The sequence below is a fragment of the Kitasatospora sp. NPDC023118 genome, from assembly GCF_055560875.1.
Window position 1 is genome coordinate 63790 of sequence record NZ_JBVHHW010000002.1, and the last position, 26482, is coordinate 90271.

Annotated in this window: 21 protein-coding genes; 11 read left to right on the forward strand and 10 right to left on the reverse strand. The window is 71.7% G+C overall.

Annotated features, from left to right (window positions below; genetic code table 11):
* Nucleotides 1–42 precede the first annotated feature (42 nt).
* The 3 genes from ACZ3UD_RS02715 to ACZ3UD_RS02725 all read right to left on the reverse strand — a co-directional run bounded on the left by ACZ3UD_RS02715 (nt 43) and on the right by ACZ3UD_RS02725 (nt 4436).
* A complete protein-coding gene (locus ACZ3UD_RS02715; protein ID WP_465581513.1) occupies nt 43–1101 on the reverse strand; it encodes a BMP family lipoprotein in 1059 nt (352 codons plus the stop codon).
* 254 nt (nt 1102–1355) lie between these two features.
* A complete protein-coding gene (locus ACZ3UD_RS02720; protein ID WP_465581515.1) occupies nt 1356–2609 on the reverse strand; it encodes an amidohydrolase in 1254 nt (417 codons plus the stop codon).
* A gap of 219 nt (nt 2610–2828) precedes the next feature.
* Nucleotides 2829–4436: an acyl-CoA mutase large subunit family protein gene (locus tag ACZ3UD_RS02725; protein ID WP_465581517.1), complete on the reverse strand. Its 1608-nt coding sequence runs from the start codon at nt 4434–4436 to the stop codon at nt 2829–2831.
* 126 nt (nt 4437–4562) lie between these two features.
* Between ACZ3UD_RS02725 and ACZ3UD_RS02730 the strand changes: the two genes are divergently transcribed.
* From ACZ3UD_RS02730 to ACZ3UD_RS02765, 8 genes are all read left to right on the forward strand, one after another.
* Nucleotides 4563–5318, forward strand: a complete 756-nt coding sequence (locus tag ACZ3UD_RS02730; RefSeq protein ID WP_355669727.1) for an SDR family oxidoreductase — start codon at nt 4563–4565, stop codon at nt 5316–5318.
* A gap of 69 nt (nt 5319–5387) precedes the next feature.
* A complete protein-coding gene (locus ACZ3UD_RS02735) occupies nt 5388–7049 on the forward strand; it encodes an alpha/beta hydrolase (RefSeq protein ID WP_465581520.1) in 1662 nt (553 codons plus the stop codon).
* 345 nt (nt 7050–7394) lie between these two features.
* A complete protein-coding gene (locus ACZ3UD_RS02740; protein ID WP_465582051.1) occupies nt 7395–7832 on the forward strand; it encodes a 2-oxo-4-hydroxy-4-carboxy-5-ureidoimidazoline decarboxylase in 438 nt (145 codons plus the stop codon).
* A 130-nt stretch (nt 7833–7962) separates the two neighbouring features.
* Entirely contained in the window at nt 7963–8163 is a 201-nt protein-coding gene (locus tag ACZ3UD_RS02745) for a hypothetical protein (RefSeq protein ID WP_465581522.1), read from the forward strand.
* A 407-nt stretch (nt 8164–8570) separates the two neighbouring features.
* Complete coding sequence (gene sdhC / locus ACZ3UD_RS02750) at nt 8571–8951, forward strand: succinate dehydrogenase, cytochrome b556 subunit (protein ID WP_350503491.1); 381 nt, start codon at nt 8571–8573, stop codon at nt 8949–8951.
* A gap of 8 nt (nt 8952–8959) precedes the next feature.
* Nucleotides 8960–9451 (forward strand): succinate dehydrogenase, hydrophobic membrane anchor protein, encoded by a 492-nt coding sequence (gene sdhD / locus ACZ3UD_RS02755; RefSeq protein ID WP_465581524.1) that lies wholly within the window; start codon nt 8960–8962, stop codon nt 9449–9451.
* Between the two features lie 51 nt (nt 9452–9502).
* Nucleotides 9503–11245, forward strand: coding sequence for a succinate dehydrogenase flavoprotein subunit (sdhA, locus tag ACZ3UD_RS02760; protein ID WP_465581526.1), 1743 nt, complete (start codon nt 9503–9505; stop codon nt 11243–11245).
* Nucleotides 11245–12015 carry a succinate dehydrogenase iron-sulfur subunit gene (locus ACZ3UD_RS02765; RefSeq protein WP_465581529.1) on the forward strand — a complete coding sequence of 257 codons (771 nt, stop codon included), beginning with the start codon at nt 11245–11247 and terminating at the stop codon, nt 12013–12015. The genes sdhA and ACZ3UD_RS02765 overlap by 1 nt, the downstream gene beginning before the upstream one ends.
* 104 nt (nt 12016–12119) lie before the next feature.
* Here the strand turns inward: ACZ3UD_RS02765 and ACZ3UD_RS02770 are convergent, their stop codons facing one another.
* Nucleotides 12120–12377 carry an SCO4848 family membrane protein gene (locus ACZ3UD_RS02770; protein ID WP_387616793.1) on the reverse strand — a complete coding sequence of 86 codons (258 nt, stop codon included), beginning with the start codon at nt 12375–12377 and terminating at the stop codon, nt 12120–12122.
* A 144-nt stretch (nt 12378–12521) separates the two neighbouring features.
* Here ACZ3UD_RS02770 and ACZ3UD_RS02775 point away from each other — a divergent pair, with 144 nt between their 5' ends.
* Entirely contained in the window at nt 12522–13766 is a 1245-nt protein-coding gene (locus tag ACZ3UD_RS02775) for a D-alanyl-D-alanine carboxypeptidase family protein (protein WP_465581531.1), read from the forward strand.
* A gap of 17 nt (nt 13767–13783) precedes the next feature.
* Here ACZ3UD_RS02775 and ACZ3UD_RS02780 read toward each other — a convergent pair whose 3' ends face one another.
* Both ACZ3UD_RS02780 and ACZ3UD_RS02785 read right to left on the reverse strand, forming a co-directional pair.
* On the reverse strand, nt 13784–14716 hold the full coding sequence (locus ACZ3UD_RS02780; RefSeq protein WP_465581533.1) for a YihY/virulence factor BrkB family protein: 933 nt from the start codon (nt 14714–14716) through the stop codon (nt 13784–13786).
* 100 nt (nt 14717–14816) lie between these two features.
* Complete coding sequence (locus ACZ3UD_RS02785) at nt 14817–15815, reverse strand: glycosyltransferase family 2 protein (RefSeq protein ID WP_465581535.1); 999 nt, start codon at nt 15813–15815, stop codon at nt 14817–14819.
* Between the two features lie 135 nt (nt 15816–15950).
* Here ACZ3UD_RS02785 and ACZ3UD_RS02790 point away from each other — a divergent pair, with 135 nt between their 5' ends.
* Together ACZ3UD_RS02790 and ACZ3UD_RS02795 are read left to right on the forward strand one after the other, a co-directional pair.
* Complete coding sequence (locus tag ACZ3UD_RS02790) at nt 15951–19523, forward strand: bifunctional glycosyltransferase/CDP-glycerol:glycerophosphate glycerophosphotransferase (RefSeq protein WP_465581537.1); 3573 nt, start codon at nt 15951–15953, stop codon at nt 19521–19523.
* A 280-nt stretch (nt 19524–19803) separates the two neighbouring features.
* On the forward strand, nt 19804–22311 hold the full coding sequence (locus ACZ3UD_RS02795) for a CDP-glycerol glycerophosphotransferase family protein (protein ID WP_465581539.1): 2508 nt from the start codon (nt 19804–19806) through the stop codon (nt 22309–22311).
* A gap of 72 nt (nt 22312–22383) precedes the next feature.
* Here the strand turns inward: ACZ3UD_RS02795 and ACZ3UD_RS02800 are convergent, their stop codons facing one another.
* The 4 genes from ACZ3UD_RS02800 to ACZ3UD_RS02815 form a co-directional block, all read right to left on the reverse strand.
* Nucleotides 22384–22872, reverse strand: a complete 489-nt coding sequence (locus ACZ3UD_RS02800; protein WP_465581541.1) for a 2'-5' RNA ligase family protein — start codon at nt 22870–22872, stop codon at nt 22384–22386.
* Nucleotides 22873–22937: 65 nt separating this feature from the next.
* Nucleotides 22938–23978 carry a tryptophan--tRNA ligase gene (trpS, locus tag ACZ3UD_RS02805; RefSeq protein WP_465581543.1) on the reverse strand — a complete coding sequence of 347 codons (1041 nt, stop codon included), beginning with the start codon at nt 23976–23978 and terminating at the stop codon, nt 22938–22940.
* 30 nt (nt 23979–24008) lie between these two features.
* Nucleotides 24009–25334, reverse strand: coding sequence for a hemolysin family protein (locus tag ACZ3UD_RS02810; protein WP_465581545.1), 1326 nt, complete (start codon nt 25332–25334; stop codon nt 24009–24011).
* A gap of 123 nt (nt 25335–25457) precedes the next feature.
* Nucleotides 25458–26450 carry a malate dehydrogenase gene (locus ACZ3UD_RS02815; protein ID WP_359962425.1) on the reverse strand — a complete coding sequence of 331 codons (993 nt, stop codon included), beginning with the start codon at nt 26448–26450 and terminating at the stop codon, nt 25458–25460.
* Nucleotides 26451–26482 lie beyond the last annotated feature (32 nt).

A 26482-nucleotide genomic window follows, 5' to 3' on the forward strand; every position in this document is an offset into this window, starting at 1 on the left:
GGGCAGGCGGCAGGCGCAGGTCGCGTCCGAGACGCGCGGGCCTTACTGGGCCGGCGCGGTCGGGATGGTGGTGGCGCCGCTCTTGATCGAGTCGGCGGCGGCCTTCAGCTTGTCCTGGATGTCGTCGATCTTGCCACCGGTGGTGGCGAGCGAGACACCGTCGGCCTTCAGGTCGAAGAGCTTGATGCCGGTGAACGGCGTGCCCTTCTTGATCGAGTCGATGTACGAGTAGACCGCGGTGTCGACGTTCTTGACCATCGAGGTCATGATGCTGTTCTTGAACTTCGCCAGGGCCGGCTGGCTGGCCTGGTCGGAGTCGACACCGATGGCGAGCTTGCCCGCGGTGGCGACGGCCTCGATGGAGCCGGCGCCGGAGGAGCCGGCGGCGGCGTAGATGACGTCCGCGCCCTTGTCGAGCTGGCCCTGCGCGGCCTCCTTGCCCTTGTCGGGCGAGTTGAAGCCGGTGAAGTCCGGGGGCGTGGTCAGGTAGGTGGTCTCGATCTGGATGTTCGGGTCGGCGAACTTGGCGCCCGCCTTGTAACCGGCCTCGAACTTCTTGATCAGCTCGGACTGCACACCACCGATGAAGCCGATGTGGTGGTTCTTCGACTTGCTGGCGGCGGCGACGCCGGCGAGGTACGAACCCTCCTGCTCGGCGAAGAGCAGCGAGGTGACGTTGGCCGGCTGGTCCTTGTCGTTGGAGTCGATGATCGCGAACTTGACGTTCGGGTTGTCCTTCGCGACCTTGTCGACCGCCGGCTGGTAGACGAAGCCGACCGCGATGATGGTCTTGTAGCCGGCGTCGACCAGGTTCTTGAGGCGGGTCTCCTTGTCGGCCTCGGCCTCGCCCGGCTTGGCCTCGGCCTCGGTGACGGAGACGCCCAGGTCCGCCTTGGCCTTGTCCAGACCACGGGCGGCGGAGTCGTTGAACGACTGGTCGCCACGGCCGCCGATGTCGTAGGCCATGCCGACCTTCAGCGAGCCGTCGCCGGACGCGGAGGAGGAGGTGTTGTCATTGCTCTTTGCGCCGCAAGCGGCGAGCGAGGCCATGCCCAGGGAACCCGAGAGCACAACCGCGGCGAGCTTCATTGAACGGCGCAAGGGAGTATCTCCTTCTGACACGCAACCGTTTGGCGTGGTCGGACGCCACCGTAACGCGCGTAGAACACGGTTGTGTTACGGGCTGCCGGAGTGTTCGGGTTGTTATCAAACCGTGGTCTGAAGGCCCTCCGAAGACTCCTTGTCCCGTGCACGGACGGCGATCCGAGACTGGTCCGGCCCAGTTTACGGAACCCCCCGAAACTCCGGATCTCGAGAACGCGATCACGTACCGACCACAAGTCGCCGGTAAACGGTCAGTCCCGGTCGTCCTCCAGTGCCAGCGCCGCGAACAGCTCCACACCGACGCCGATCGCCCGCTCGTCCACGTCGAAGCGGCCCTGGTGCAGGTCGCGGACGGTGGTGTCGCCGGGGGCGCGGACGCCGAGCCGGGCCAGCGCGCCCGGGGCGTGCTCCAGGTACCAGGAGAAGTCCTCGCCACCGAGGCTCTGTTCGGTGCTCTCCACCACCTGGGCGCCGTCCCTCCCGAAGCGGGCGGTCATCGCGGCGTCCAGGCGGGCGACCGAGACCGCCTCGTTGACCACCGGCGGCACCCCGCGGTGGTAGTCCAGCGTCCACTTGGCCCGGCAGGTCTCGGCGAGCTTGGCGATCAGCTCGTGCAGCAGGTCCGGTGCCTCGCGCCAGCCGTCCAGCTCCAAGCAGCGGACGGTGCCCTCCAGTTCGGCGTGCTGCGGGATGACGTTGGGCGCGGAGCCGGAGGCGATCCGGCCCCAGACCAGGCTGACACCCCAGCGCGGGTCCATCCGGCGGGCCAGCGCGCCCGGGAGGTCGGCGGCCATCCGGGCGATCGAGGTCACCAGGTCGGTGGTCAGGTGCGGGCGGGCGGTGTGGCCGCCGGGCCCGTCCAGGTGCAGCACCAGGCGGTCGCAGGCCGAGGTGATCGCCCCGGTGCGCAGGGCGATCCGGCCGACCTCCACCTTCGGGTCGCAGTGCACCGCGAAGATCCGGCCGACGCCGTCCATCCCGCCGGCCTTGATGACGTCCAGCGCGCCGCCGGGCATGACCTCCTCGGCGGGCTGGAACACCAGCCGGACGGGGCGGCGCAGCTCACCGGTGCGGGCGGCCTCGGCCAGCACCAGGCCGAGGCCGAGCACCACCGAGGTGTGCACGTCGTGGCCGCAGGCGTGGGCCCGGCCGGGGACGGTCGAGCGGTACGGGACGTCGGTCTTGGCGTCGTCGATCGGCAGCGCGTCGATGTCGGCGCGGAAGGCCAGGAACTCGGTGCCCGGGAGGGTGCCGGCCGGGACGATGTCCACCAGCAGACCGGTGCCGCCGGGCAGCACCCGCGGGTCCAGGCCCGCCGCCACCAGCCGGTCGCGCAGCAGGTTGGTGGTGCGGAACTCCTGGCGGCCCAGCTCCGGGTGCCGGTGCAGATCACGGCGGAAGGCGACCAGCTCGGGCTCCAGCCTGCCGACCCGGGCGCGCAAGTCGGCGGCGGGGCGTGCGGCGGCGAGGGTGGCGCCCGGCTGAGCGGGCTCAGGACGGTTCATCTCCCCAAGACTAGGCCTGTTGGGGGGATTTGGCCCGACTTCCAGAAAATTAGTCCCCGGATGGGCGCATACCGGCCGGACAGGTGGGTATGACATGTCGTTTCAGCCGCCTTCCCCGGGTTGCTTGCCCTGTGCAACGATCACCCGGGCCGGTGGTCACGGCCACCGTCCACTTGACGAGCGCGGGATATTGACGGCCGTTCAGGCGATCTGCTCCGTTCAGAAACGCTCCACCGGAGCGTACGTCCCCCACACCCCGCGCAGCGCGTCACAGACCTCGCCGACGGTGGCCCGGGCGGCCAGCGCCTCCTTCATCGGGTACAGCACGTTCTCCTGCCCCTCCGCGGTGCGGCGCAGCGCGTCTAGCGCCCGGGTGACGGCGGTCGAGGAGCGGTCGGCCCGCAGCCGGGCCAGCCGCTCGGCCTGCCGCCGTTCGATCGCCGGGTCCACCCGCAGCGGCTGGTACGGCTCCTCCTCGTCCAGCCGGAAGCGGTTCACGCCGACCACCGTCCGCTCGCCGGAGTCGGTCTCCTGCTGGAGGCGGTAGGCGGTTCGCTCGATCTCGCCCTTCTGGAAGCCCTGTTCGATCGCGGCCACCGCGCCGCCCCGCTCCTCGATCCGGGCCATCAGGGCCAGCGCGGCGGCCTCCACCCGATCGGTGAGCGACTCCACCGCGTAGGAGCCGGCGAAGGGGTCGACGGTGGCGGTCACGTCGGTCTCGTGGGCGAGCACCTGCTGGGTGCGCAGGGCCAGCCGGGCGGCCTTCTCGGTGGGCAGCGCGATCGCCTCGTCGAAGCTGTTGGTGTGCAGCGACTGGGTGCCGCCGAGCACCGCGGCCAGCGCCTGCACCGAGACCCGGACCAGGTTCACCTCGGGCTGCTGGGCGGTGAGCTGCACCCCGGCGGTCTGGGTGTGGAAGCGCAGCATCCGCGAGCGCGGGTCCTTCGCGCCGAACTCATCGCGCATGATCCCGGCCCAGATCCGGCGTGCGGCACGGAACTTCGCCACCTCCTCCAGCAGTGTGGTGCGGGCCACGAAGAAGAAGGAGAGCCGGGGCGCGAAGTCGTCCACCGCCATCCCGGCGGCGAGCGCGGTGCGGACGTAGGCGATGCCGTTGGCCAGGGTGAAGGCGATCTCCTGCGCCGGGTCGGCCCCGGCCTCGGCCATGTGGTAGCCGGAGATGGAGATGGTGTTCCAGCGCGGGATCTCGGCCCGGCAGTACCGGAACAGGTCCGCGACCAGCCGCAGCGAGGGCTGCGGCGGGAAGATGTAGGTGCCCCGGGCGATGTACTCCTTCAGCACGTCGTTCTGGACCGTGCCGGTGAGCGCGGACGGCGCCACCCCCTGGGCCTCGCCGACCAGCTGGTAGAGCAGCAGGAGCAGGGCGGCGGGCGCGTTGATGGTCATCGAGGTGGACACCTCGCCGAGCGGGATGCCGTCGAGGAGCACCGCCATGTCCTCGACGCTGTCCACCGCCACGCCCACCTTGCCGACCTCCCCGGCGGCGAGCGGCGCGTCCGAGTCGTAGCCCATCTGGGTGGGCAGGTCGAAGGCCACCGAGAGGCCGGTACCGCCGCCCGCGATCAGCTGCCGGTAGCGGGCGTTGGACTCGGCGGCGGTGCCGAAGCCCGCGTACTGGCGCATCGTCCACGGCCGGCCGGTGTACATCGTCGGGTAGACCCCCCGGGTGTACGGGTACTCCCCCGGCCGGCCCAGCCGGGTGTCCGGGTCCCAGCCGGCCAGCGCCTCGGGGCCGTACAGGGGCTCGATCGGAAAGCCCGATTCGGAAAGACGGGCGGACTCGGAACGGCGCGGCTCGGCTGCCACGGTTCCCTCCAGGGGATCGGCGGGCACAGGTCGGTCCTCGCAATCTAGGTCCTGGCCGGGCGGCGGGGGCGCAGACGCGGTTGAGATGATCGGGCGAACGACCGATGAGCCCCCCAGGGAGTGGCAATGACCGAGCAGAAGGTGGCCGTGGTCACCGGTGCCAGCAGCGGAATCGGCGCGGCGACCGCCCGCCGGCTGGCCGCCGAGGGCTTCGACGTGGTGCTGACCGCCCGCCGGACGGAGCGGATCGAGGCGCTGGCCAAGGAGATCGGCGGCCGGGGCGGTTCGGCGAGGGCGGTCACGCTGGACGTCACCGACCGGGCCGCCGTGGACGCCTTCGCGGCCGAGGTCGGCCGGGTGGACGTGCTGGTGAACAACGCCGGCGGCGCGATCGGCGCCGAGACGGTCGAGCACGGCGACCCCGCCGACTGGCGGGCGATGTACGAGGTGAACGTGCTCGGCGTGCTGCACATGACGCAGGCGCTGCTGCCCGCGCTGCGCGCCACCGGCGACGGCACGGTGCTGGTGCTCTCCTCGACCGCCGCGCTGGCCGCGTACGAGGGCGGCGGCGGGTACGTCGCCGCCAAGCACGCCGCGCACACCATCGCGGCCACGCTGCGGCTGGAGCTGTGCGGGGAGCCGATCCGGGTGATCGAGATCGCGCCCGGCATGGTGAAGTCCGAGGGCTTCGCGGTCACCCGCTTCCGGGGCGACGAGGAGAAGGCCGCCGCCGTGTACGCGGGCGTGGCCGAGCCGCTGACCTCGGAGGACATCGCGGACACCGTGGCATGGACGGTCACCCGGCCCTCGCACGTGAACATCGACCTGCTGGTGGTCCGCCCCCGGGCACAGGCCGCCAACCACAAGGTCCACCGCGGCTGACCGGGACGGGCGGGCGGACCGGCAGGGGTGCAGGTCACACCCGTCACCACCGGGTGGTACACACGTGCGATGAAGACCTTCCGGGCCGCCCGCCCACGCGTCCTGCTGACCGCGCTGGCGACAGGCACCCTGCTGCTCACCTCCGCCTGCGACGACACCGCGAAGCCCGCCCAGGACCAGGCCGCCGGCACCAGCGCCACCGCCGGCACCACCACCGGCGCCGGCGCGAGCCGGTCGGCCGCCGCGACCTCCAAGCCGAGCGGCGAGGCCGATCCGGCCCTGAAGTCCTTCTACGGCCAGAAGATCAGCTGGTCCGAGTGCCCGGCCGACCCCAAGGCCGAGGAGGCCCAGGCCGACGTCTCCACGATGAAGTGCGGCAAGCTGCACGTCCCGCTCGACTACACCAACCCCACCGCCGACGCGATCGACCTCGCTCTGATCAAGTACCCGGCGGGCAACCAGGACCAGCGGATCGGCTCGCTGATGGTCAACCCGGGCGGCCCCGGCGGCTCCGGCGTCGAGATGGTCGAGTACGGCGCCAAGGACTTCGCCGGCGCCCTGCACAACCGCTTCGACGTGATCGGCTTCGACCCGCGCGGCACCGGCGGCAGCTCACCCGTCCTCTGCCTGGACGACAAGCAGCGCGACGCGCAGAGCCAGGTGGACTCGCCGCTGGACCCGGACGCCCGCCGGGCCGCCGAGGAGAAGCAGAACACCGAGTACATCGCCGCTTGCAAGGCCAAGTCCGGCAAGCTGCTGCCCTTCGTCGGCACCCGCAACACGGCCCGCGACCTGGACGTGCTGCGCGCGGCCGTCGGCGACCGCAAGCTCAACTACCTGGGCGTCTCGTACGGCACCTACCTGGGCTCGCTCTACGCCGAGGAGTTCCCGCAGAACACCGGCCGACTGGTCCTGGACGGCGCGGTCGACCCGGCCGCCGACGACCTGGACTCAGCGGTCAAGCAGCGGATCGGCTTCGAGACCTCCTTCGAGCACTTCGCCGCCGACTGCGTCGAGAACCACGCCGACGAGTGCCCGCTCGGCCAGGACAAGGACCAGGCCGCCAAGAAGGCCGCCGACTTCCTGGACGGCCTGATCGACCACCCGCTGCCCACCAAGGACGGCCGCAAGGTCGGCCGCGACCTGGCCTGGAACGGCGTCACCACGGCCCTCTACGGCGACCAGACCCAGGACTGGAAGTACCTGCGAGTCGGCCTCGGCATGGCGATGACCATGAAGCGCGGCGACATCCTGCTCGCCTTCTCGGACAGCTACGCGGAGCGCGACGAGAACGGCCACTACTCCCCGATGGACTCCGCCCACACCGCGATCAGCTGCGCCGACGGGTCCGCCCCGGCTCCCTCGCCCGAGCGCGCCCAGGCCGCGGTCAAGGAGCTCCAGGAGAAGGCCCCGCTGCTGACCAGGGGCGTCACCGCCGAGGACTTCACCGACGCGGCCTGCAAGGGCTGGCCGTACCAGTCCCCCGAGAAGCCGCACACCATCCGGGCCGAGGGCGCCGCGCCGATCCTGGTGATCGGCACCACCAGCGACCCGGCCACCCCGTACGCCGCGGCCGAGTCCCTGGCCAAGGGCTTCGCCAGGGCCACCCTGCTCACCCGGGTGGGCGAGGGCCACGGCGCCTTCGGCAAGGGCAACACCTGCATCGACCGGGCCATGGAGGCCTACCTGACCGAGGGCACGATGCCGGCCGAGGGGACCCGCTGCTCCTGAGCCGGCCGCGGTGAACTAACAGAGGAAAGCGGGGAGGGCGCTGACGCGAAGGCGTCAACGTCACAACTTGATAGCTCGTCCGGATGAATTCCGCGCGCGCCCTCCCCAACTGATGACGGCTCAACTACCGTTGAAGCGCTGCCAGAGCGCCGCCGCGCGCCCCCTGCAGCCCCCATACTTCACCTGCTTCACCACCCCACTCCACCGGCACCTTCCCGCCCTCACGAGGAGGACCCGCTGGCCAGCGACATCCCGCCACAGCGGCTCGACGCCAGCACCGAGCCGACCCTCCTCGGGCTGCACCGCTTCAACGAGGCCGACGCCGGTGCCGCCGAGGAGGCCCTGCTGGCCTGCTGCGGCAGCCACCGCTGGGCCCTGCGGCTCACCGCGCACCGGCCGTACCCCGACATAGAGTCCCTGCTGGCCGCCGCCAGCGAGGCCTCCTACGACCTGCGCCCGGCGGACCTGGCCGAGGCGCTGGCCGACGAGGGCTGGATGCCGCAGCCGCTGCTCGGCATGCGGGCCCCCGGCAGCCAGGCCGCGCACACCGCGCTGCGGGCGGCGCACGCCGCGTACGAGGCCCGGTTCGGCCACGTGTTCGTGGTCTGCCTGGACGGCGTCGACCCGGAGGAGATGCTCGACACCGTGCTCTCCTCGATCCGCACCCGGTTGGCCAAGGACCTGGACGAGGAGCGGCTGATCGCGGCGGACGAGCTCCGGCGGATCGCCCTCACCCGGCTAGAGCACCTGGTCGCCACCCACTCCGAAGCCGGGGCGCACTAGGACCGGCGCTTCGCCTGCGCGTCCCTCCCCTGTGCGTCCCTCCCCTGTGCGGCGCGCAGCTTGGCCACCTGCTGCCGGACGATCCGCTCGTCCGGCACGCCGAGCCGGCACGGCGGTACCCGATTCATTCGTGAGGGTGAATCCGATCGCCGAGTCCGCTCCCTCGGGCGTGGGCGTGTCCTGCCGGTTCAGCCGATGCCGGGTACGGATCGCCACCTTCCTGCCCGGCTTCTCGGCCGGTGGCGCCGGGGCCGCCGACGTAAGCGAGGCGCACGGGCCGAACGGCTTCTCCAGTTCCGTCTGCCGCGCGGCCACCCGCCCGGCCCGGTAGTCCAGCAGCCCGCCGCACACCCCGCCCTCGGGGCCGGCGGCCCGAGCCACGCTCAGGTCCGTCTCCGCGTACGGGTGGCCGGGCGCGGGCGAGACCCGGGGACACGCCCGTGGAGGCGGCCGGGGCGGCGGACGGACGGGCTGGGGCGAAACGGCACGGACGCCTCGGCAGGGTGTCGGCGGGCGGATTCGCCACCTCAGTGCGGTCATTCGGTCACTGAACGCGACCAAAACGCCCTCGGTTCCCGCGCCGCTAGGCCAGAAGTGCCTGATTGATCACACCTGGGGGCCCCGGAGGCGGTTCCCGACAAGGCGTCGATAGGATGCTGGCGGCCGGTGGACCGACCCGGCCGGGCTGACCGACACCGAAGCCGGCCGAGCCCCCAATCGCTTCCGGAGGGTTTTTCCGTGCCGGCTGGAACGCTGTACCGCGGCCGGGAAGGCATGTGGAGCTGGGTGGCTCATCGAGTCACCGGCGTCCTCATCTTCTTCTTCCTGTTCGCCCACGTCCTGGACACCGCCCTGGTGCGAGTGTCGCCGGAGTCCTACGACACCGTCATTCAGACGTACAAGACTCCGCTCGTGAACCTGATGGAGTACGGCCTCGTGGCCGCCATCCTGTTCCACGCGCTCAACGGCCTGCGCGTCGTCGCCGTGGACTTCTGGTCCAAGGGCCCGAAGTACCAGAAGCAGATGCTCTGGACCGTCGTCGGAGTCTGGGTCGTCCTGATGGCCGGCTCGTTCTACGGCATCCTGCAGCACACGCTGATCGCCTGGTTCGGGAAGTGAGCTGACTGATGTCCACGGAAATCTCCGACGCGATCGTCGTCCCGTCGAAGCAGGCGCACACCGGCAAGGGTCTCGGCACCGGTAACCCGGCCGACGCCTTCGTCATCGAGCCGCCGCGCAAGCGGACCGCGAAGACCCCGCGCCGCACCCGCACCAACTTCGAGATGCTGGCCTGGCTCTTCATGCGCCTGTCCGGTGTCGTCCTGGTCGTGCTGATCCTCGGCCACCTGCTGATCATGCTGGTGCTCGGCGGCGGCGTCTCCAAGATCGGCTTCGCCTTCGTGGCCGGCCGCTGGGCCTCGCCGTTCTGGCAGGGCTGGGACCTCCTGATGCTCTGGCTCGCCATGCTGCACGGCGCCAACGGCATGCGTCAGGTCATCAACGACTACGCCGAGAAGGACTCGACCCGGCTCTGGCTCAAGGGGCTCATGGGTACCGCCACGGTCTTCACCGTGCTGCTCGGCACCCTGGTGATCTTCACCTTCGACCCCAACATCTGAGCCGCGAGCACCATCGACCATCGGCAGAGGCCAGAGGCGAGTTAACCCCCCATGCAGATTCACCAGTACGACACCGTCATCGTCGGCGCCGGCGGCGCCGGCATGCGCGCGGCCATCGAGTCCACGCAGCGCAGCCGCACCGCGGTCCTGACCAAGCTCTACCCGACCCGGTCCCACACCGGCGCGGCCCAGGGCGGCATGTGCGCCGCCCTGGCCAACGTCGAGGAGGACAACTGGGAGTGGCACACCTTCGACACGGTCAAGGGCGGTGACTACCTGGTCGACCAGGACGCCGCCGAGATCATGTGCAAGGAGGCCATCGACGCCGTCCTCGACCTCGAGAAGATGGGTCTGCCCTTCTCCCGCACCGAGCAGGGCCGGATCGACCAGCGCCGCTTCGGCGGTCACTCCCGCAACCACGGCGAGGCCCCGGTCCGCCGCTCGTGCTACGCGGCCGACCGCACCGGCCACATGATCCTCCAGACGCTGTTCCAGAACTGCGTCAAGCACGGCGTCGAGTTCTTCAACGAGTTCTACGTCCTCGACCTGCTGATCAACGAGGGCAAAACGGCCGGCGTCGTCGCCTACGAGCTGGCCACCGGCGAGATCCACGTCTTCCAGGCCAAGGCCGTCGTGTTCGCCTCCGGCGGCACCGGCAAGATGTTCAAGGTCTCCTCGAACGCCCACACCCTCACCGGTGACGGCCAGGCGGTGGCCTACCGCCGCGGCCTGCCGCTGGAGGACATGGAGTTCTTCCAGTTCCACCCGACGGGCATCTGGCGCATGGGCATCCTGCTCACCGAGGGCGCCCGCGGCGAGGGCGGCATCCTGCGCAACAAGGACGGCGAGCGCTTCATGGAGCGCTACGCCCCGGTCATGAAGGACCTCGCGTCCCGTGACGTCTGCTCCCGCGCGATCTACACCGAGATCCGCGAGGGCCGCGGTTGCGGTCCGGACGGCGACCACGTCTACCTGGACCTGACCCACCTGCCGCCGGAGCAGCTGGACGCCAAGCTCCCGGACATCACCGAGTTCGCGCGCACCTACCTCGGCATCGAGCCCTACACGGACCCGATCCCGATCCAGCCCACCGCGCACTACGCCATGGGCGGCATCCCGACCAACGTCGAGGGTGAGGTCCTGCGCAACAACACCGACGTCGTCCCGGGCCTGTACGCGGCCGGCGAGGTCGCCTGCGTGTCCGTCCACGGCGCCAACCGCCTGGGCACCAACTCGCTGCTGGACATCAACGTGTTCGGCCGTCGCGCGGGCATCGCCGCCGCCGACTACGCCAACGCGAACGAGTTCGTCCCGCTGCCGGAGAACCCGGAAGAGCTGGTCCAGGGCATGGTCGACAAGCTGCGCGAGTCGACCGGCACCGAGTCCGTGGGGCAGATCCGCACGGCCCTGCAGGAGACCATGGACGCCAACGCGATGGTCTACCGCACCGGCGCCACCCTGAAGCAGGCGGTCGAGGACATCGCCGCGCTGAAGGAGCGCTACAAGAACATCTCCATCCAGGACAAGGGCTTCCGTTACAACACGGACCTGCTGGAGGCGATCGAGCTGGGCAACCTGCTCGACCTGGCCGAGGTGCTGGCCGTCTCCGCGCTGGCCCGCGAGGAGTCCCGCGGCGGTCACTACCGCGAGGACTTCCCGACCCGTGACGACGTGAAGTTCATGCAGCACACCATGGCGTACCAGGAGGTCGCCGCCGACGGCAGCACCTCCATCCGCCTCGACTACAAGCCGGTCGTGCAGACCCGCTACCAGCCGATGGAGCGTAAGTACTGATGAGCACTCCGACTGTGGAGCACTCGGCCGCTCTGGACGCGGCCGAGGCCGGTGCCACCCAGCTGATCACCGTCACCTTCCGGATCCGCCGGTTCAACCCGGAGGAGCACCCGGACCCGGTGTGGGTGGACTACCAGCTGACGATGGATCCGAAGGAGCGCGTCCTGGACGCGCTCAACAAGATCAAGTGGGAGCAGGACGGCACCCTCACCTACCGCCGTTCCTGCGCGCACGGCATCTGCGGCTCCGACGCCATGCGGATCAACGGCCGCAACCGGCTGGCGTGCAAGACCCTGATCAAGGACGTCAACCCGGAGAAGCCGATCACGATCGAGGCCATCAAGGGCCTGACGGTCCTCAAGGACCTGGTCGTGGACATGGACCCGTTCTTCCAGGCGTACAAGGACGTCATGCCGTTCCTCATCACCAAGGGGAACGACCCGACCCGCGAGCGCCTGCAGTCCGCCGAGGACCGCGAGCGCTTCGACGACACCACCAAGTGCATCCTGTGCGCCGCGTGCACGTCGTCCTGCCCGGTGTTCTGGAACGACGGCCAGTACTTCGGCCCGGCCGCCATCGTCAACGCGCACCGCTTCATCTTCGACTCGCGCGACGAGGGTGCCGAGCAGCGCCTGGAGATCCTCAACGACCGTGAGGGCGTGTGGCGTTGCCGCACCACCTTCAACTGCTCCGAGGCCTGCCCGCGTGGCATCGAGGTCACCAAGGCGATCCAGGAAGTGAAGCGGGCGCTGGTCACCCGCCGCTTCTGATCCCCGCCTGACGAACGCGAAGGCCCCCGTCCGATCCTCCGATCGGACGGGGGCCTTCGCGTTCCGCCGGCTGCCGGCGGGGACCGCCGGCGGCAATGGGGATCTCAGTCCACGGCCGGGCTGCGCCGGGTGGCGCGCAGGCCGCGCACACCGACGGCGCCGACGGCGATGCCGAGCACGAAGGAGGTGATGGCGAGCAGCAGGTGCACCCAGAAGAAGGCGGTGGGCTGGGAGTGGTCGCCGTTCACGAAGGCCTGGCCGCCGGAGTCCTTCCACAGGTTCTTGACGAAGGTGGTCCAGATGATGACCGACCAGACGCCGAAGGCGGTCAGGAACCAGGAGGTGCGGCGGCTGAGCTTCATGGGGTGGTCCTCGCCGGGGGTGTGAAGGCGGTGTGTGCCTCCCCAGTATGCGTGGACCGCCGATCGGCGTACGGCGGGCCCCTCCTTCGTAGGACCGGCCCGGAGTGTCGCACGGCCGGGCTCCGTCATGGGTACGGTCAGCTGGTGTCCACATCCCGTCACACGTTCGCGCCGCTGTGCGCCGCGGTCGCCGCGGCCCTCCCGGTCCTGCTCGCCGCCCCGGCGGCGGTCGCGGCCCCGCAGGTGCCGCCCCCGTCGACCGCGGTCGGCGGTGAGCGGCTAGGGCTCCCCGGGGTCCAGGTCAATCCGCTGCCGGGCGCCCCGGCGCTGCCGACGAACCTCACCGGCCTGTCCTGGATAGTCTCCGACGCCTCGTCGGGGGAGGTGCTGGCGGCCTACAACCCGCACCTGCGGCTGCCCCCGGCGAGCACCCTGAAGATCCTCTTCGCCGACACCGTGCTGCCCAAGTTCGACCGCAACGCGGTGCACAAGGTCGCCGACGAGGAGATCCAGAACATCGGCGCCGGCAGCAGCCTGGTCGGCATCAAGGAGAACCTGGAGTACCGGGTCGAGGACCTCTGGCGCGGGGTGTTCCTGAGCTCGGGCAACGACGCCGTGCACGTCCTGTCGCACATGAACGGCGGCATCCAGCAGACCGTCGCCGAGATGCAGGCCCGCGCCGACGCGCTGCAGGCCGGGGACACCAAGGTGATCTCCCCGGACGGCTACGACATGGACGGCCAGGTCTCCTCGGCGTACGACCTGTCGCTGTTCGCCCGGTCCGGCCTGCGCAACGCGGACTTCCGGATGTACTGCGCGACCCGGGACGCGATGTTCCCCGGCGCCGTCGACAAGAACACCGGCCAGCGCGGCAGCTTCGGGATCGCGAACACCGACCGGCTGCTGGGCAAGTACCCCGGCCTGATCGGGGTGAAGAACGGCACCACCACCAACGCCGGCTCGACCTTCGTCGGCGCCGCCGAGCGCAACGGGCGCACCCTGCTGGTGACGGTGATGCACCCGACCAGCTACCAGAAGGTCTACGACGAGACGGCCGAGCTGCTGGACTGGGGCTTCGCCGCGGCCGGCAAGGTCAAGCCGGTCGGCAACCTGGTCGACGAGAAGCCGACCAGGCAGGCGGCCGGCGGCGCGGAGCCGACCGGGCAGGCGGCCGGCGGCGCGGAGCCGACCGGGCAGGCGGCCGGCGCGTCCGACACCCCGGCCGCGCCGCCGCACCCCTCCCCCAGCGCGCTCCGGCCCGCCGCGGCGGCCTCGGCCGGGGACGACGGGCTGGGTCTGGGCGGCTGGTCGGCCGTGGCGGTCGGAGCCGTGGTCGCGGCGGGGGCCGTGGTGGTCGTGCGGCGCCGGACGGCCGGGAACAGGCACTGACCGGCGGCGGCCCGGCCTCACTTCCGGGGCCGGGCCGCCTCCGCCGCCGCCGACTCGTCGGCCGCCGCCAGCAGTGCCCGGCCGTGCGCCCTGGTCCGCTCCCGGGCGGCCTCCGGGTCGGCCGTCGCCGTCCAGGCGACGCAGTACATCAGCAGCCGGCAGACGAAGTTGATCCACAGCAGCAGTGCCACCGGCGTGGCGAAGGCCCCGTACAGGCTCCGCCCGGCGACCGAGCCGAGGTAGGAGGCGAGCAGCAGCTTCAGCAGCTCGAAGCCGACCGAGCCGATCAGCGCGCTGATCAGCAGGTCCCGACGACGCTGGCCGGTGATCCCGGGGAAGGGCGCCAGCAGGTAGGCGAAGAGCAGGGTGTCGCACGCTATGGCGATCAGCACGCCGACCCAGGTGAGCAGGTAGCCGCTGCCGAGGCCGATCTCCCCGGCGATCCGCCCGGCGAGCGTCGTCCCGGCGGCGGAGGCGGCCAGCGAGAACAGCGACACCAGGCCGAGGCCGGCCAGCACCGCGATGTCCCGGGCCTTGCGCAGCACCGGGTTGCCCTTCTCCTCGGGCAGCTGCCAGAGGTCCCGGATCGAGGTGCGCATGGTGTTCACCCAGCCGAGGCCGGAGACCAGCAGCAGCGCCCCGCCGACCAGCCCGACGGTGCCCGCGTTGGCCACCAGGGACGGCAGGTTGAGCGCGTCCGAGAGGCCCGGCAGCTGGTCGGAGATGCGCTTCTGCAGGTCGGCCACCTGGCTGCCGTTGAGCGTCGCGACGGCGATCGCCAGGCCCACCGTGAGCAGCGGGAAGAGGGCGAGGAAGCCGAAGAAGGTGACGGCCCCGGCCAGCCGGTTGCCGCGGGCCGCGGTGAAGTACTCGTACACCCGGTACGGGCGGCTGCGCAGCACCCGGGCCACCAGGGGACCGAGGACCGGAAGGCGGGTCAGGAAGTCCACCCGACCGGTTATACCGGCCCGTCCCCCGAATGGCCGTCAGGCGCCGTCCTAGGGCGCGTCCGCGAACGCGCGCCCGCGGGGCGGCGCCGGGGCACGCGGCTCAGCGCCTGACGAGTCGGCGGGCCCGGGCGAGGGCGCGTACGGCCTGGTAGGCGCCGTAGCGGCCGTGGCTGAGCAGTTCGGTGCGCACGCCCTCCACGCCGGCCGGCGGGCGGTAGCCGGCCGGGCGCAGCCGGGCGCAGTGCGCGGCGGCGCGGCGGAAGTACTCGCGGCGGTCGCCGGAGGGGACCCGGCCGGGCTTGGCGACCACGGTGTTGAGGTGGTGCAGCATCTTCCCGTAGACGACCGGGCGCCAGCGGTCCAGGTCGGGGCGGCGGTCGAGGAAGGCGAAGACCAGGTCGTACTGGGCGAACACGTCGAAGTGCTTGCGGCTGGCGGTGGCCAGGATGTTGCCGCCCTCCTGGCGCTGGCGGTAGTGCACGCCGACCTGGTCGAGCAGGGTGATGCTGGCGGCGGCGAGCAGCGCCGGGTACGTCCAGGGGGTGTCCTCGTAGTAGCCGGCCGGGAAGACCAGCCGCTGCTCGGTGATGAAGCCGCGGCGGTAGGCCTTGTTCCAGACGACCTGGAGCAGGTCGAGCAGGTCGGGGCGGGCGGCGAGGTCGAAGACGTCCGGGGAGGCGGCGCCGAAGACGTGGCCGGAGGCGGCCCGGGTGATCCGGCCGTCGGCGTAGGTGCGGGCGTAGTCGTAGACCAGGACGTCCGGGTCCCCGGTGGCGGCGAGGCGGTCGTCGACGGCCTTCAGCAGTCCGGGGGTGAGGGTGTCGTCGCTGTCCAGGAAGACCACGTAGTCGCCGGTGGCGACCTCCAGGCCGGCGTTGCGGGCCCGGCCGAGGCCGACGTTCTCCGGCAGGTGCAGCACCCGCACGCGGGGGTCGGCGGCGGCCGCCTCGTCCAGCATGGCGCCGCAGCCGTCCGGGGAGCGGTCGTCCACCGCGATCAGCTCGAAGTCGGGACCGCCCTGGCCGAGGACCGAGTCGAGGCACTCGGCGAGGTAGTCCTGGACCTGGTACACGGGGACGATCACGCTGAAGCGGGGCACGGGGCCCAGCGTAGTGGCCCGGGGAGGCCCCGGAGCCCGGAGGTAGGATCGGGACGCACGTACGCACCGATCCAAAGTGCGGCCAGGCCCCCACCGGGCTGCCACGCTCCTAACCGAGAAAGGCCTGCGTAGCCGATGGCTCCCCGCCTCTCCATCGTCGTTCCGATCTACAACGTCGAGCGCTATCTCGTCGAATGCCTCGACTCGATCGCCGCCCAGACCTTCACGGACTTCGAGTGCGTCATGGTCGACGACGGTTCGAAGGACGACAGCGCGGCCCTCGCCGAGGCGTACGCGGCCAAGGACTCGCGGTTCCGGCTGGTCCGCCAGGTGAACAAGGGCCTCGGCGCGGCCCGCAACACCGGCATCCGGCACATCGACCCGGACGCCGAGTTCCTGTGCTTCGTGGACAGCGACGACTCGATGCCGCCCAGCGCGTACGAGCTGATGATCAACACGCTGGACGAGACCGGATCGGACTTCTGCACCGGCAACGTGCTGCGCTTCCGCGCGGTGGGCTACTACCAGTCCGGCGGCCACGTGAAGCCGTTCAAGGCCACCAAGCTCAAGACCCACATCACCGAGATCCCGGCGCTGGTCACCGACCGCACCGCGTGGAACAAGGTGTACCGCCGCTCGTTCTTCGACGCGGCCGAGCTGCTGTACCCCGAGGGCATCCTGTACGAGGACGCGCCGGTCAGCGTGCCGCACCACTACCTGGCCAAGAGCGTGGACGTGCTCTCCGAGCCGATCTACCACTGGCGCGAGCGCGAGGTCGGCGAGATGTCGATCACGCAGATGCGCACCAACCCCAAGGGCCTGGTCGACCGGGTCACCTCGGTCGAGCTGGTCCGCGGCTGGCTGAAGAAGCAGACCGAGCCGCGCTTCGCCCAGTACCTGCGCTCCTACGACGAGAACACCCTCGTCGAGGAGATCCCGATGTTCTTCTGGTCCGTCGTGGACGGCGACAAGGAGTACCGGGACGCCTACGTCCAGAACGTCAGCCGGCTGCTCCGGGCGATCGGCCCCGAGCAGGTCCGCAAGCTGCGCGCACCGCTGCGGCTGAAGTACCACCTGACCCTGCAGGGCCGGGTGGACGAGCTGGTCGAGCAGATCAAGTACGAGGGCGAGACCGGCGGCGGCGTGCAGGCCCGCGGTCTGCTGCGGCCGTACGCGGACTACCCGTTCCTGCGCGGCGGGCGCAAGAGCGTGCCGGCCGGCGTGCTCAAGCTGGACAACTCGCTGGTCATGCGCAGCCGGCTGTACCAGAGCGCCTGGGTGGGCGGGAAGCTGCAGCTGACCGGGCACGCGTACCCGGAGCAGCTGGGCGCGGCGGCCAAGCACGACATGGTCCGCACCCTGGTGCTGCGCGAGGCCAAGGGCCGCCGGGTCGTCGCGGTGCCGATGAAGACCCAGTACAGCCCCGAGGCCACCGCGAGCTGCAACCACGACCTGTACAGCTGCGACTGGTCCGGCTTCACCGCCGCCCTGGACCCGAAGAAGCTCAAGCACCGCGGCCAGTGGAAGGACGGCCACTGGCGCGTCCTGGTGGCCGGCGCGGGCAAGGGCGGGGTCTACAAGGGCCGGGTCTCGGCCGGCTGGAGCGACACGGCGGAGTACCTCCCGTCGCACTGGGTCGAGCCGGACGTGCGGATCGTGCCGTGGGTCCGCGACAACTTCGTCTACCTGCACGTGGAGACCGTCAAGGCCCGGGTGACCGGCCTGGCCGCGCACGGCGGCCGGCTGGAGGTTTCCGGCGCCGCCCGCTCCGGGATCAGCTTCGCCGGGGCCCGGCTGCAGCTCACCCACGTCGAGTCGGACCGCGAGCTGTCCTTCCCGCTGGAGCTGGGCGGGCCGGTCGGCACGCTGCAGCCCTTCACGGCCTCCTTCCCGGTGGCCGAGCTGACCGCCGTCCGCGAGGCCTGGGCCGAGCTGGACCCGGTGGCCGCCGAGCGCGGCCGCGACCGCTGGGACAGCGCGCTGCTGCTGGCCGACGGCAGCACCGTCCGGCTGGCCTGGGACGACCGCAACGCGCCCGAGCAGCTGCACCTGGCGCTGGACCCGCAGTCCTCGGGCGAGCCGCGCCGGGCCCTCTACTCCAAGCCCTCCCCGGGCGGCCACCTGCAGTTCTGCGACCAGCTGCTGCAGCCGCTGGTGGATGAGGTGTCCGCGCGCGGCGCCGACGGCTTCCTGCTCAGCGGCTCCTTCCCGCTGCCCGGCGCCCACCGCTGGGAGCTGGTGGTCCGGCACAACTGGCGCGAGGAGGAGCACGTCTACCCGGTGGAGATCTCGGACGGCCGGTTCCGCACCGCGATGCCCTCCGTGCCGACCGCCTCCTTCGCCGGGCGGGTGCCGCTCGCCGCCGGCACCTGGAACGTCTTCTTCCGCCCGGTCGGCGTGCCGGCGACCGTGCTGCCGAACTCCTCGGCGCTGATCGCCCCGGAGTGCTTCGGCTCGCTGCCGCTGGAGGTGGAGTCCCGCGGCAAGCGGATCGTGCTGGAGCGCCGCTACCACGACGGCCTGTCGCTGGAGTCGCACTCGGCGCTGCTGCCCGAGGAGCGCTCCGGCTACCGCCAGCGCCTGCTGCGCACCGACCACTACCCGTCCGCCCGGCGCCTGCCGGTGCGCGACACGGTCCTGTACAACGCCGGGCACGGCAGCGTGTACGCGGACTCGCCGAAGGCGATCCACGAGGAGCTGGTCCGCCGCGGGCTGCCGCTGGAGCACCTGTGGGGCAGCGACGACATGCAGGCCGACCTGCCGCAGTCGGCGACCCCGCTCCGGCTCTGGAGCCCGGAGTGGTTCGAGGCGCTGGCGACCGCCAAGTACATCGTCACCAGCACCCACCTGCCCGACTTCTTCGTCCGCCGCCCCGGCCAGGTGGTCCTGCAGACCTGGCAGGGCACCCCGCTGAAGCAGATCGGCTTCGACTTCGAGAAGGTCTGGTTCACCGACTCCAACTACCTCAAGAGCCTGTCCCGCGAGGTCCCGAACTGGAGCCTGCTGGTGGCCGGGAACAGCTGGTCGGCCCCGCTGCTCAAGCGCGCGTTCGATTTCAAGGGCGAGATCCTGGAAAGCGGCTCGCCCCGAAACGACCTGCTGTTCGCGGCCGACCGGGAGAAGACGGCCGAACAGGTTCGCGAACGGCTCGGCCTGCCCGAGGGCAAGAAGGTCGTGCTGTACGCGCCGACCTGGCGCGAGGACCGGCGCCGGCCCAACGGCGGCTACCAGATCGACCTGCGGATCGACCTGGCGGCGGCCAAGGCCGCGCTCGGCGACGACCAGGTGCTGCTGGTGCGCCGGCACAGCGTGATGTGCGGCCAGATCCCGGGCGCCGGCAACGGCTACATCTGGGACGTGGGCAGCTACCCCGACATGGCGGAGCTGCTGCTGATCGCGGACGTGCTGGTCACCGACTACTCGGCGAGCGTGTTCGACTTCGCCACCACCGGCAAGCCGATGCTCTTCTTCACCCACGACCTGGAGCACTACCGGGACAACCTGCGCGGCTTCAGCCTGAACTTCGAGGCCGAGGCGCCCGGTCCGCTGCTGGCCACCTCCGAGGAGCTGGTCGCCGCGCTCGGCCGGGTGGACGAGGTCGCGGCCGAGCACTCCGACAAGGCGGCCGCGTTCCGAGAGGCGTACTGCGACCTGGACGACGGCAAGGCCGCCGCCCGGGTGGTCGACGCGATGCTCCGCAAGGAGTAGCGGTCCCACGCCCCTGCCGAGGCGCCCGACGCGATCCGCGTCGGGCGCCTCGTTTTTTCCTGGGAATCACCTGGGGGAATTCCCCCAATTCACCCGCGGCATAGTCGAACTCATGTTTCACTAACGAATTCCTGAGGAATTTTCGACGAACAACACGGTAGACCTCGGGTGACATTCCGGCATGGATGTCGATTCGGCCCCGGACCTTTCGTTATCGGTTCGGCGTTCGTCCCGGTCCACCGCCACGGCCGGGATCCCGTCCCCGGAAGGGCCTCCCGTCATGCCCGTGCTCACCCGGCTCGTCCTGCCGCACGCCACCCGCGGGGTGCCCACCGACCGGCCCGCCGTCGACGAGGACGCGGCCTTCGGCCTGCTGCGCGCCCGCTGGCACGGCCGCGGGCTGGAGCTCACCGGCTTCGCCCGCCCGCTGGACCTGGACACCGGCCGCCCCGGCTCGGCCTGGACCTGGCTGACCCTGCGCCACCAGGACGAGGCCCGACCGCCCGTCCACCTGCCCTCCCGACCCCGCAGGATGCCCGAGGTCACCGACGACAGCGCCCAGCCCGAGTACAACCACGACTGGTCCGGCTTCACCGCCCTCATCGAGCCGGGCCGACTACGCCCCGACGGCCACTGGCTGCTCGGCGACTGGCAGATCGAGGCCACCCTCTTCACCCGCCCCCGCCCCACCCGGCTGCGGCGCCAGTACGGCGCCCTCGCCCCCCACTGGTGCGGCTCCGGCGAATACCCGCCGGCCCGCTGGGTGGACCGCGACGTCCGCCTCCAGCCCTTCTTCGAGGACGACCGGCTGCGCCTGCGGCTGGAGCGCCCGGGCGTCCGGATCAACCGCGCCACCCCCACCGCCGCCGGCGTCACACTGGGCGGCACCGCCGACCGCTGCCCCTCCGGCACCGCATTGCGGCTGCGCCACCGGCAGAGCGACGCGGTGCTCGAACAGCCGCTCGCCCGCACCGGCAACACCTTCACCGTCGACCTTCCGTACCGCCCGTTCACCGCCGACGGGCGCGGCCGCGGCGAGGTGGAGCACTGGGACGCCGAACTGCTGCGCCCCGACGGCGCCGCCGTGCAGCTCTGCCTGGACGAGCGCGACGGCCCGGTGGCCGGCCAGCACCCGCTGCCGGACGCCCCGGACCGGGTGCTCTACCTCAAGCACCTCGCCGACGGCCGGCTCCAGGTCTGCGTCCAGCCGGCGGCCGGCCTGGTCGACCGGATCGCCGTCCACTTCGGCGGCTTCGAGCTGACCGGCCACTGCCCGGACCCGGCCGCCGACCGGCTGGAGCTGGTGCTGCGGCACACCGGCACCGCGGGCGAGGTCCGCACCCCGGTCGAGCCCGAGCCGGGCGGCCGCTTCCGGGTGCGGGTGCCCGCCACCCGCACCGGCGCCGGCGGCGCCGTGCTGCCGCTGCGCAAGGGCGTCTGGGAGGCCGCGCTGGAACCGGCCGACCGCTGCGGCCCGGCCCGACCGCTGCTCGCCGCCCCCGGCGCGCTGCCCGCGCTGCCCGCCGCCGCGGTCGGCGGCAAGCAGGTGCTGCTGCAGCGCCGCTGGCACGACACCCTGCTGGTGGACTCCACCCCGGTGCTCGACGCCACCGAGCGCAGCGCCTGGACGCAAGCCCGGCTGCGCACCGAGCACTACCCCGCAGCCCGCCGCGAGCCGCTGCGCGAGGCGGTACTGTACGACGTGTTCGGCGGCCGCGGCTACGCCGACTCCCCGCGCGCGGTGCACGCCGAACTCGCCCGCCGCGGCGCGCCGCTGGAGCACCTGTGGGTGGTCGACGACGCCCAGGCCGAGCTGCCGCCCGGGGTCCGCCCGGTGCGCGTCTGGAGCCCGGAGTGGTACCGCGCGCTGGCCACCTGCCGGTACCTGGTCGGCAACACCCACTTCCCGGACTTCCTGGAGCGCCGCGAGGGCCAGGTCGTGGTGCAGACCTGGCACGGCTCGCCGCTGAAGCGGATCGCCCACGACGTCGACAACCCCTGGCTGGCCGATCACGGCTACCTGGAGGCGCTCGACCGGGAGACCCCTCAGTGGAGCCTGCTGCTCTCCCCCAGCCCGTTCGCCACCCCGATCCTGCGGCGCGCCTTCCGCTACGACGGCGAACTGCTGGAGTCCGGCTACCCGCGCGGCGACGTGCTGGCCCGGGCCGACCCGCGCACCGCCGCGGCCGTGCGCCGCCGGCTCGGCGTGCCGGAGGGCAAGCGGATCGTGCTGTACGCGCCGACCTGGCGCGAGGACCAGCGGCGCGGCGACGGCGAGGGCTTCCGGCTCGACCTGCGGCTGGAGCTCGACCGCGCCCGCCGGCTGCTCGGCGAGGACCACGTACTGCTGGTCCGCCCGCACTCGCACGTGCGCGACCCGCTGCCGGGCTCCGGCGACGGCTTCCTGTACGACTGCGGGGACTACCCCGACCCGCAGGAACTGCTGCTGGTCGCGGACGTCCTGGTGACCGACTACTCGTCGATCATGTTCGACTTCGCGATCACCGGCCGCCCGATGTACTTCTTCACCTACGACCTGGAGCACTACCGCGACACCCTGCGCGGCTTCTACTTCGACTTCGAGCCGAACGCCCCCGGCCCGCTGGTGCCGACCTCGGCCGAACTGCTCGGCGCGCTGCGCGAACTCGCCGACAGCGGCGCCGACCTGCCACCCGGGTACGCCGGGCGCTACCGGCGCTTCCGGGCCGAGCACTGCGCGCTGGACGACGGCGGCGCGGCTCGCCGGGTGGTCGACCGGATGCTCGAACTCGGCCGTAGCGCGCGGTAGTTGCGCCGGAAGTCCGGCTCGACCGGCGCGGCCGGTTCGACCGGCGCGGCCGGCGCGGCCGGTTCGGCCGGTTCAGGCGAAGGAGTAGCTCCGCCAGGGCCGCCAGACCTCGTCCGCGTCGAAGCGGGAGAGCGAGAAGCCCGGGACCGTGAAGGACGCCCGGAAGCCGCGCGCCTGCTCGTACGCCTGGTCCAGCACGTCGTCCGGCAGTCCGTGCGCGACCGTCACGTGCGGGTGGTACGGGAAGGCCAGCTCACGGGCCAGCGGGCCGGAGCGGACGTCCGCCTCCAGCAGCCGGCACTCCTGCGCGCCCTCCTCGACCCGGACGAAGACCACCGGGGAGACCGGGCGGAAGGTGCCGCCGCCGCGCAGCAGCATCCGGAACGGCCGGTGCGCGGCCGCCACCGCAGCGAGGTGCTCCTCGATTTTCGGCAGCGCCTCGGCCGGCACCTCGGTCGGCGGCAGCAGGGTGACGTGCGTCGGTATCGAGCGGGCCTGCGGGTCGCCGTGCCCGGCCCGGGCGTCCTGGATCCGCGTCCCGTACGGGTCCGGGACGCTCACGGACACGCCGATGGTGACGGCCTGCGAGTCAGTGCCGCCACCACCGGGCAGACGGGTTAGGGGAGTCACCGCTTGGCGGCCGGGAGGAAGCCGATCCGGTCGTACACCGTCGCCAGCGTCTCGGAGGCCACCGCGCGGGCCTTCTCGGCGCCGATCGCCAGCACCCGGTCCAGCTCGGCCGGGTCGTCCAGGAAGGTGCTGGTGCGCTCCTGGAAGGGGGTCACCCACTCGGTGAACAGCTCGGCCAGCTCGGTCTTCAGGGCGCCGTACATCTTGCCCTCGAAGTGCGCGACCAGCTGCTCGACCGACTGGCCGCTGAGCGCGGAGTGGATCCGCAGCAGGTTGGAGACGCCCGGCTTGCCCTCCTCGTCGTAGGAGACCACGGTGCCGGTGTCGGTCACGGCGCTCTTGAACTTCTTGGCGCTGGCCTTGGCGTCGTCCAGCAGGCTGACCAGGCCCTTGGGCGAGGAGGCCGACTTGCTCATCTTGACGGCCGGGTCCTGCAGGTCCTGGATCTTCGCCGTCTCCTTGAGGATGTACGGCTTCGGGATCGTGAAGGTCGGGGAGTAGCGCGAGTTGAAGCGCTCCGCGATGTCGCGGGTGATCTCCACGTGCTGGCGCTGGTCCTCGCCGACCGGGACGGCGTCCGCCTGGTAGAGCAGGATGTCCGCGATCTGCAGGATCGGGTAGGTGAACAGGCCGACGGTGGTGCTGTCGGCGCCGTACCGGGAGGACTTGTCCTTGAACTGGGTCATCCGGGAGGCCTCGCCGAAGCCGGTGAGGCAGTTCATCACCCAGGCGAGCTGTGCGTGCTCGGGCACGTGCGACTGGACGAACAGGGTGCAGTGCTCCGGGTCCAGGCCGGCGCCGAGCAGCTGGGCGGCGGAGATCCGGGTGTTCTGGCGCAGGGTCACCGGGTCCTGCGGGACGGTGATCGCGTGCAGGTCGACGACCATGTAGAAGGCGTCGTTGTCCTTCTGCAGGTCGACCCACTGGCGCACCGCGCCCAGGTAGTTGCCGAGGTGGAACGAGCCGGAGGTGGGCTGGATGCCGGAGAGCACCCGGGGACGGTCCTTGACCGGACCAGTGACCGCTGCGTTGACCATGCGGGCCATTGTTCCAGTTCCACCGGTCGCTCAGGAAACCTCCGCCCCCGGAGGTTCGACCGGTGTGACGGCACTCACCCTCACCCGGGCGATCCGCCGGCCCTCCACCTTGGCCACCGTCAGCAGCACCGCTCCCCCGCCGCCGAGCGGGACACGGGCCTGGTCACCGTCCCTGGGCAGCCGGCCGAGCGAGGCGACCAGGCAGCCGGCCACCGTCTCGTACGGGCCCTCGGGCAGGGTGACGCCGGTCTCCTCCGCGAAGTCGCCGAGGTTGAGCAGGCCGTCCAGCTCCATGCCGCCGCCGGCCAGCCGACGGGTGGTGGCGGTCTCCGGCCGGTCGTACTCGTCCCGGATCTCGCCGATCACCTCCTCGACCAGGTCCTCCAGGGTGACGATCCCGGCGGTGCCGCCGTACTCGTCCACCACGATGGCCAGGTGGTGGCCCTCCCGGCGCATCTCGCCCATCGCCTCCAGCACCCGCTTGGTGCCGGGCAGCAGCTTGACCGGGCGGGCCAGGTCACGGACCTTGACGGCCTGCTCGCCGCGGGCGCCGTACAGGTCGCGGACGTGGACGAAGCCGACCACGGCGTCGGCGCTGCCCTCGACCACCGGGTAGCGCGAGTGCGGCGAGGTCTCGGCCTGGTGCCGTACGGCGGCCAGCGGGCGCTCGGCGTCCAGGAAGGTCACCTCGGTGCGCGGGACCATCACCTCGCGCAGCTGGCGCTCCCCGGCGGCGAACACGTCCGCGATCAACGCCCGTTCGTCGCTGCCCAGTTCGGTGTTGGCGGCGACCAGGCCGCGCAGCTCCTCGGAGCTCATCGAGCCGCGCCCGGCCGTCGGGTCGCCGCCGAGCAGCCGGACCATCAGATTGGTGGAGTGGCCGAGCAGCCAGATCACCGGGCGCAGCGCCACCGACATCACGTCCACCACGGGGGCGGCGACCACCGCGATGGACTCGGCGCGCTGCAGGCCGATCCGCTTGGGGGTGAGCTCGCCGAGCACCAGCGACACGTAGCTGATCACCAGGGTGAGACCGACCAGGGCGACCGCGTCGGACATCCCCTCGGACAGGCCCGCCTGGACGAACAGCGGGGCGACCTTGCCGGCCAGGGTGTCCGCGCCGAAGGCGGCGGACAGGAAGCCCATGCAGGTCACGCCGACCTGGACGGCGGCCAGGAAGCGGTTGGGGTCGGCGGCCAGGTGCGCGGCCCGGGCCGAGCGCCGGGTGCCGCGTGCCGCCAGCGTCCGGATCTGGCCCTCGCGCAGCGAGATCAGCGAGATCTCGGCGACGTTGAACAGCCCGCCCAGGAGGATGAAGACGAGGACGAGCGCGGCGTCCCCGAAGGTTTCGTTCACAGCGGGCCAGTGTAGGTGGCCGGTGCGTACGGACGCGGGCTCCTGGCCCGGACACGGCGGCGGCCCGCCGCCTCCCGGTCTCGGAAGGGGGCGGGCCGCCGGAACAGGCCGTACGGGCGGGGCTCAGATGAGGCCCAGCTCCTGGACCGCGTCGCGCTCCTCGGTCAGCTCCTTGACCGAGGCGTCGATGCGGGCGCGGGAGAAGTCGGAGATCTCCAGGCCCTGGACGATCTCGAACTTGCCGTCCTTGGTGGTGACCGGGAAGGAGGAGATCAGACCGGCCGGGACGCCGTAGGAGCCGTCGGAGACGACACCCATGGAGGTCCAGTCGCCCTCGGCGGTGCCGTTGACCCAGGTGTACACGTGGTCGATGGCGGCGTTGGCGGCCGAGGCGGCCGAGGAGGCGCCGCGGGCCTCGATGATGGCGGCGCCGCGCTTGGCGACGGTCGGGATGAAGTCGTTCTCCAGCCAGGCCTGGTCGCTGCCGACGGCCTCGAAGGCCGGCTTGCCGGCGACCTCGGCCTGGAAGATGTCCGGGTACTGGGTCGCGGAGTGGTTGCCCCAGATGGTGACACGCTTGATGTCGGAGACCAGGGCGCCGGTCTTGGCGGACAGCTGGCCGACCGCGCGGTTGTGGTCCAGGCGGGTCATCGCGGTGAACCGCTCGGCCGGGACGTCCGGGGCGTTGCGCTGGGCGATCAGGGCGTTGGTGTTGGCCGGGTTGCCGACGACCAGGACCTTGATGTCGTCCGCGGCGTGGTCGTTGATGGCCTTGCCCTGCGGGCCGAAGATGCCGCCGTTGGCCTGCAGCAGGTCGCCGCGCTCCATGCCGGCGGTGCGCGGACGGGCGCCGACCAGCAGCGCGACGTTGGCGCCGTCGAAGGCCTCGTTCGGGTTGTCGGTGATGGTGATGTCGCGCAGCAGCGGGAAGGCGCAGTCGACGAGCTCCATCGCGGTGCCCTCGGCGGCCTTGAGGCCCTGCGGGATCTCCAGGAGGCGCAGGTTCACCGGCACGTCGGCGCCGAGCAGGTGGCCCGAGGCGATGCGGAAGAGCAGCGCGTAGCCGATCTGGCCGGCCGCTCCGGTGATGGTGACGTTGACGGGGGTGCGGGTCATTTCTACCTTCTCCAGCAAAATCGCCAGGTGCC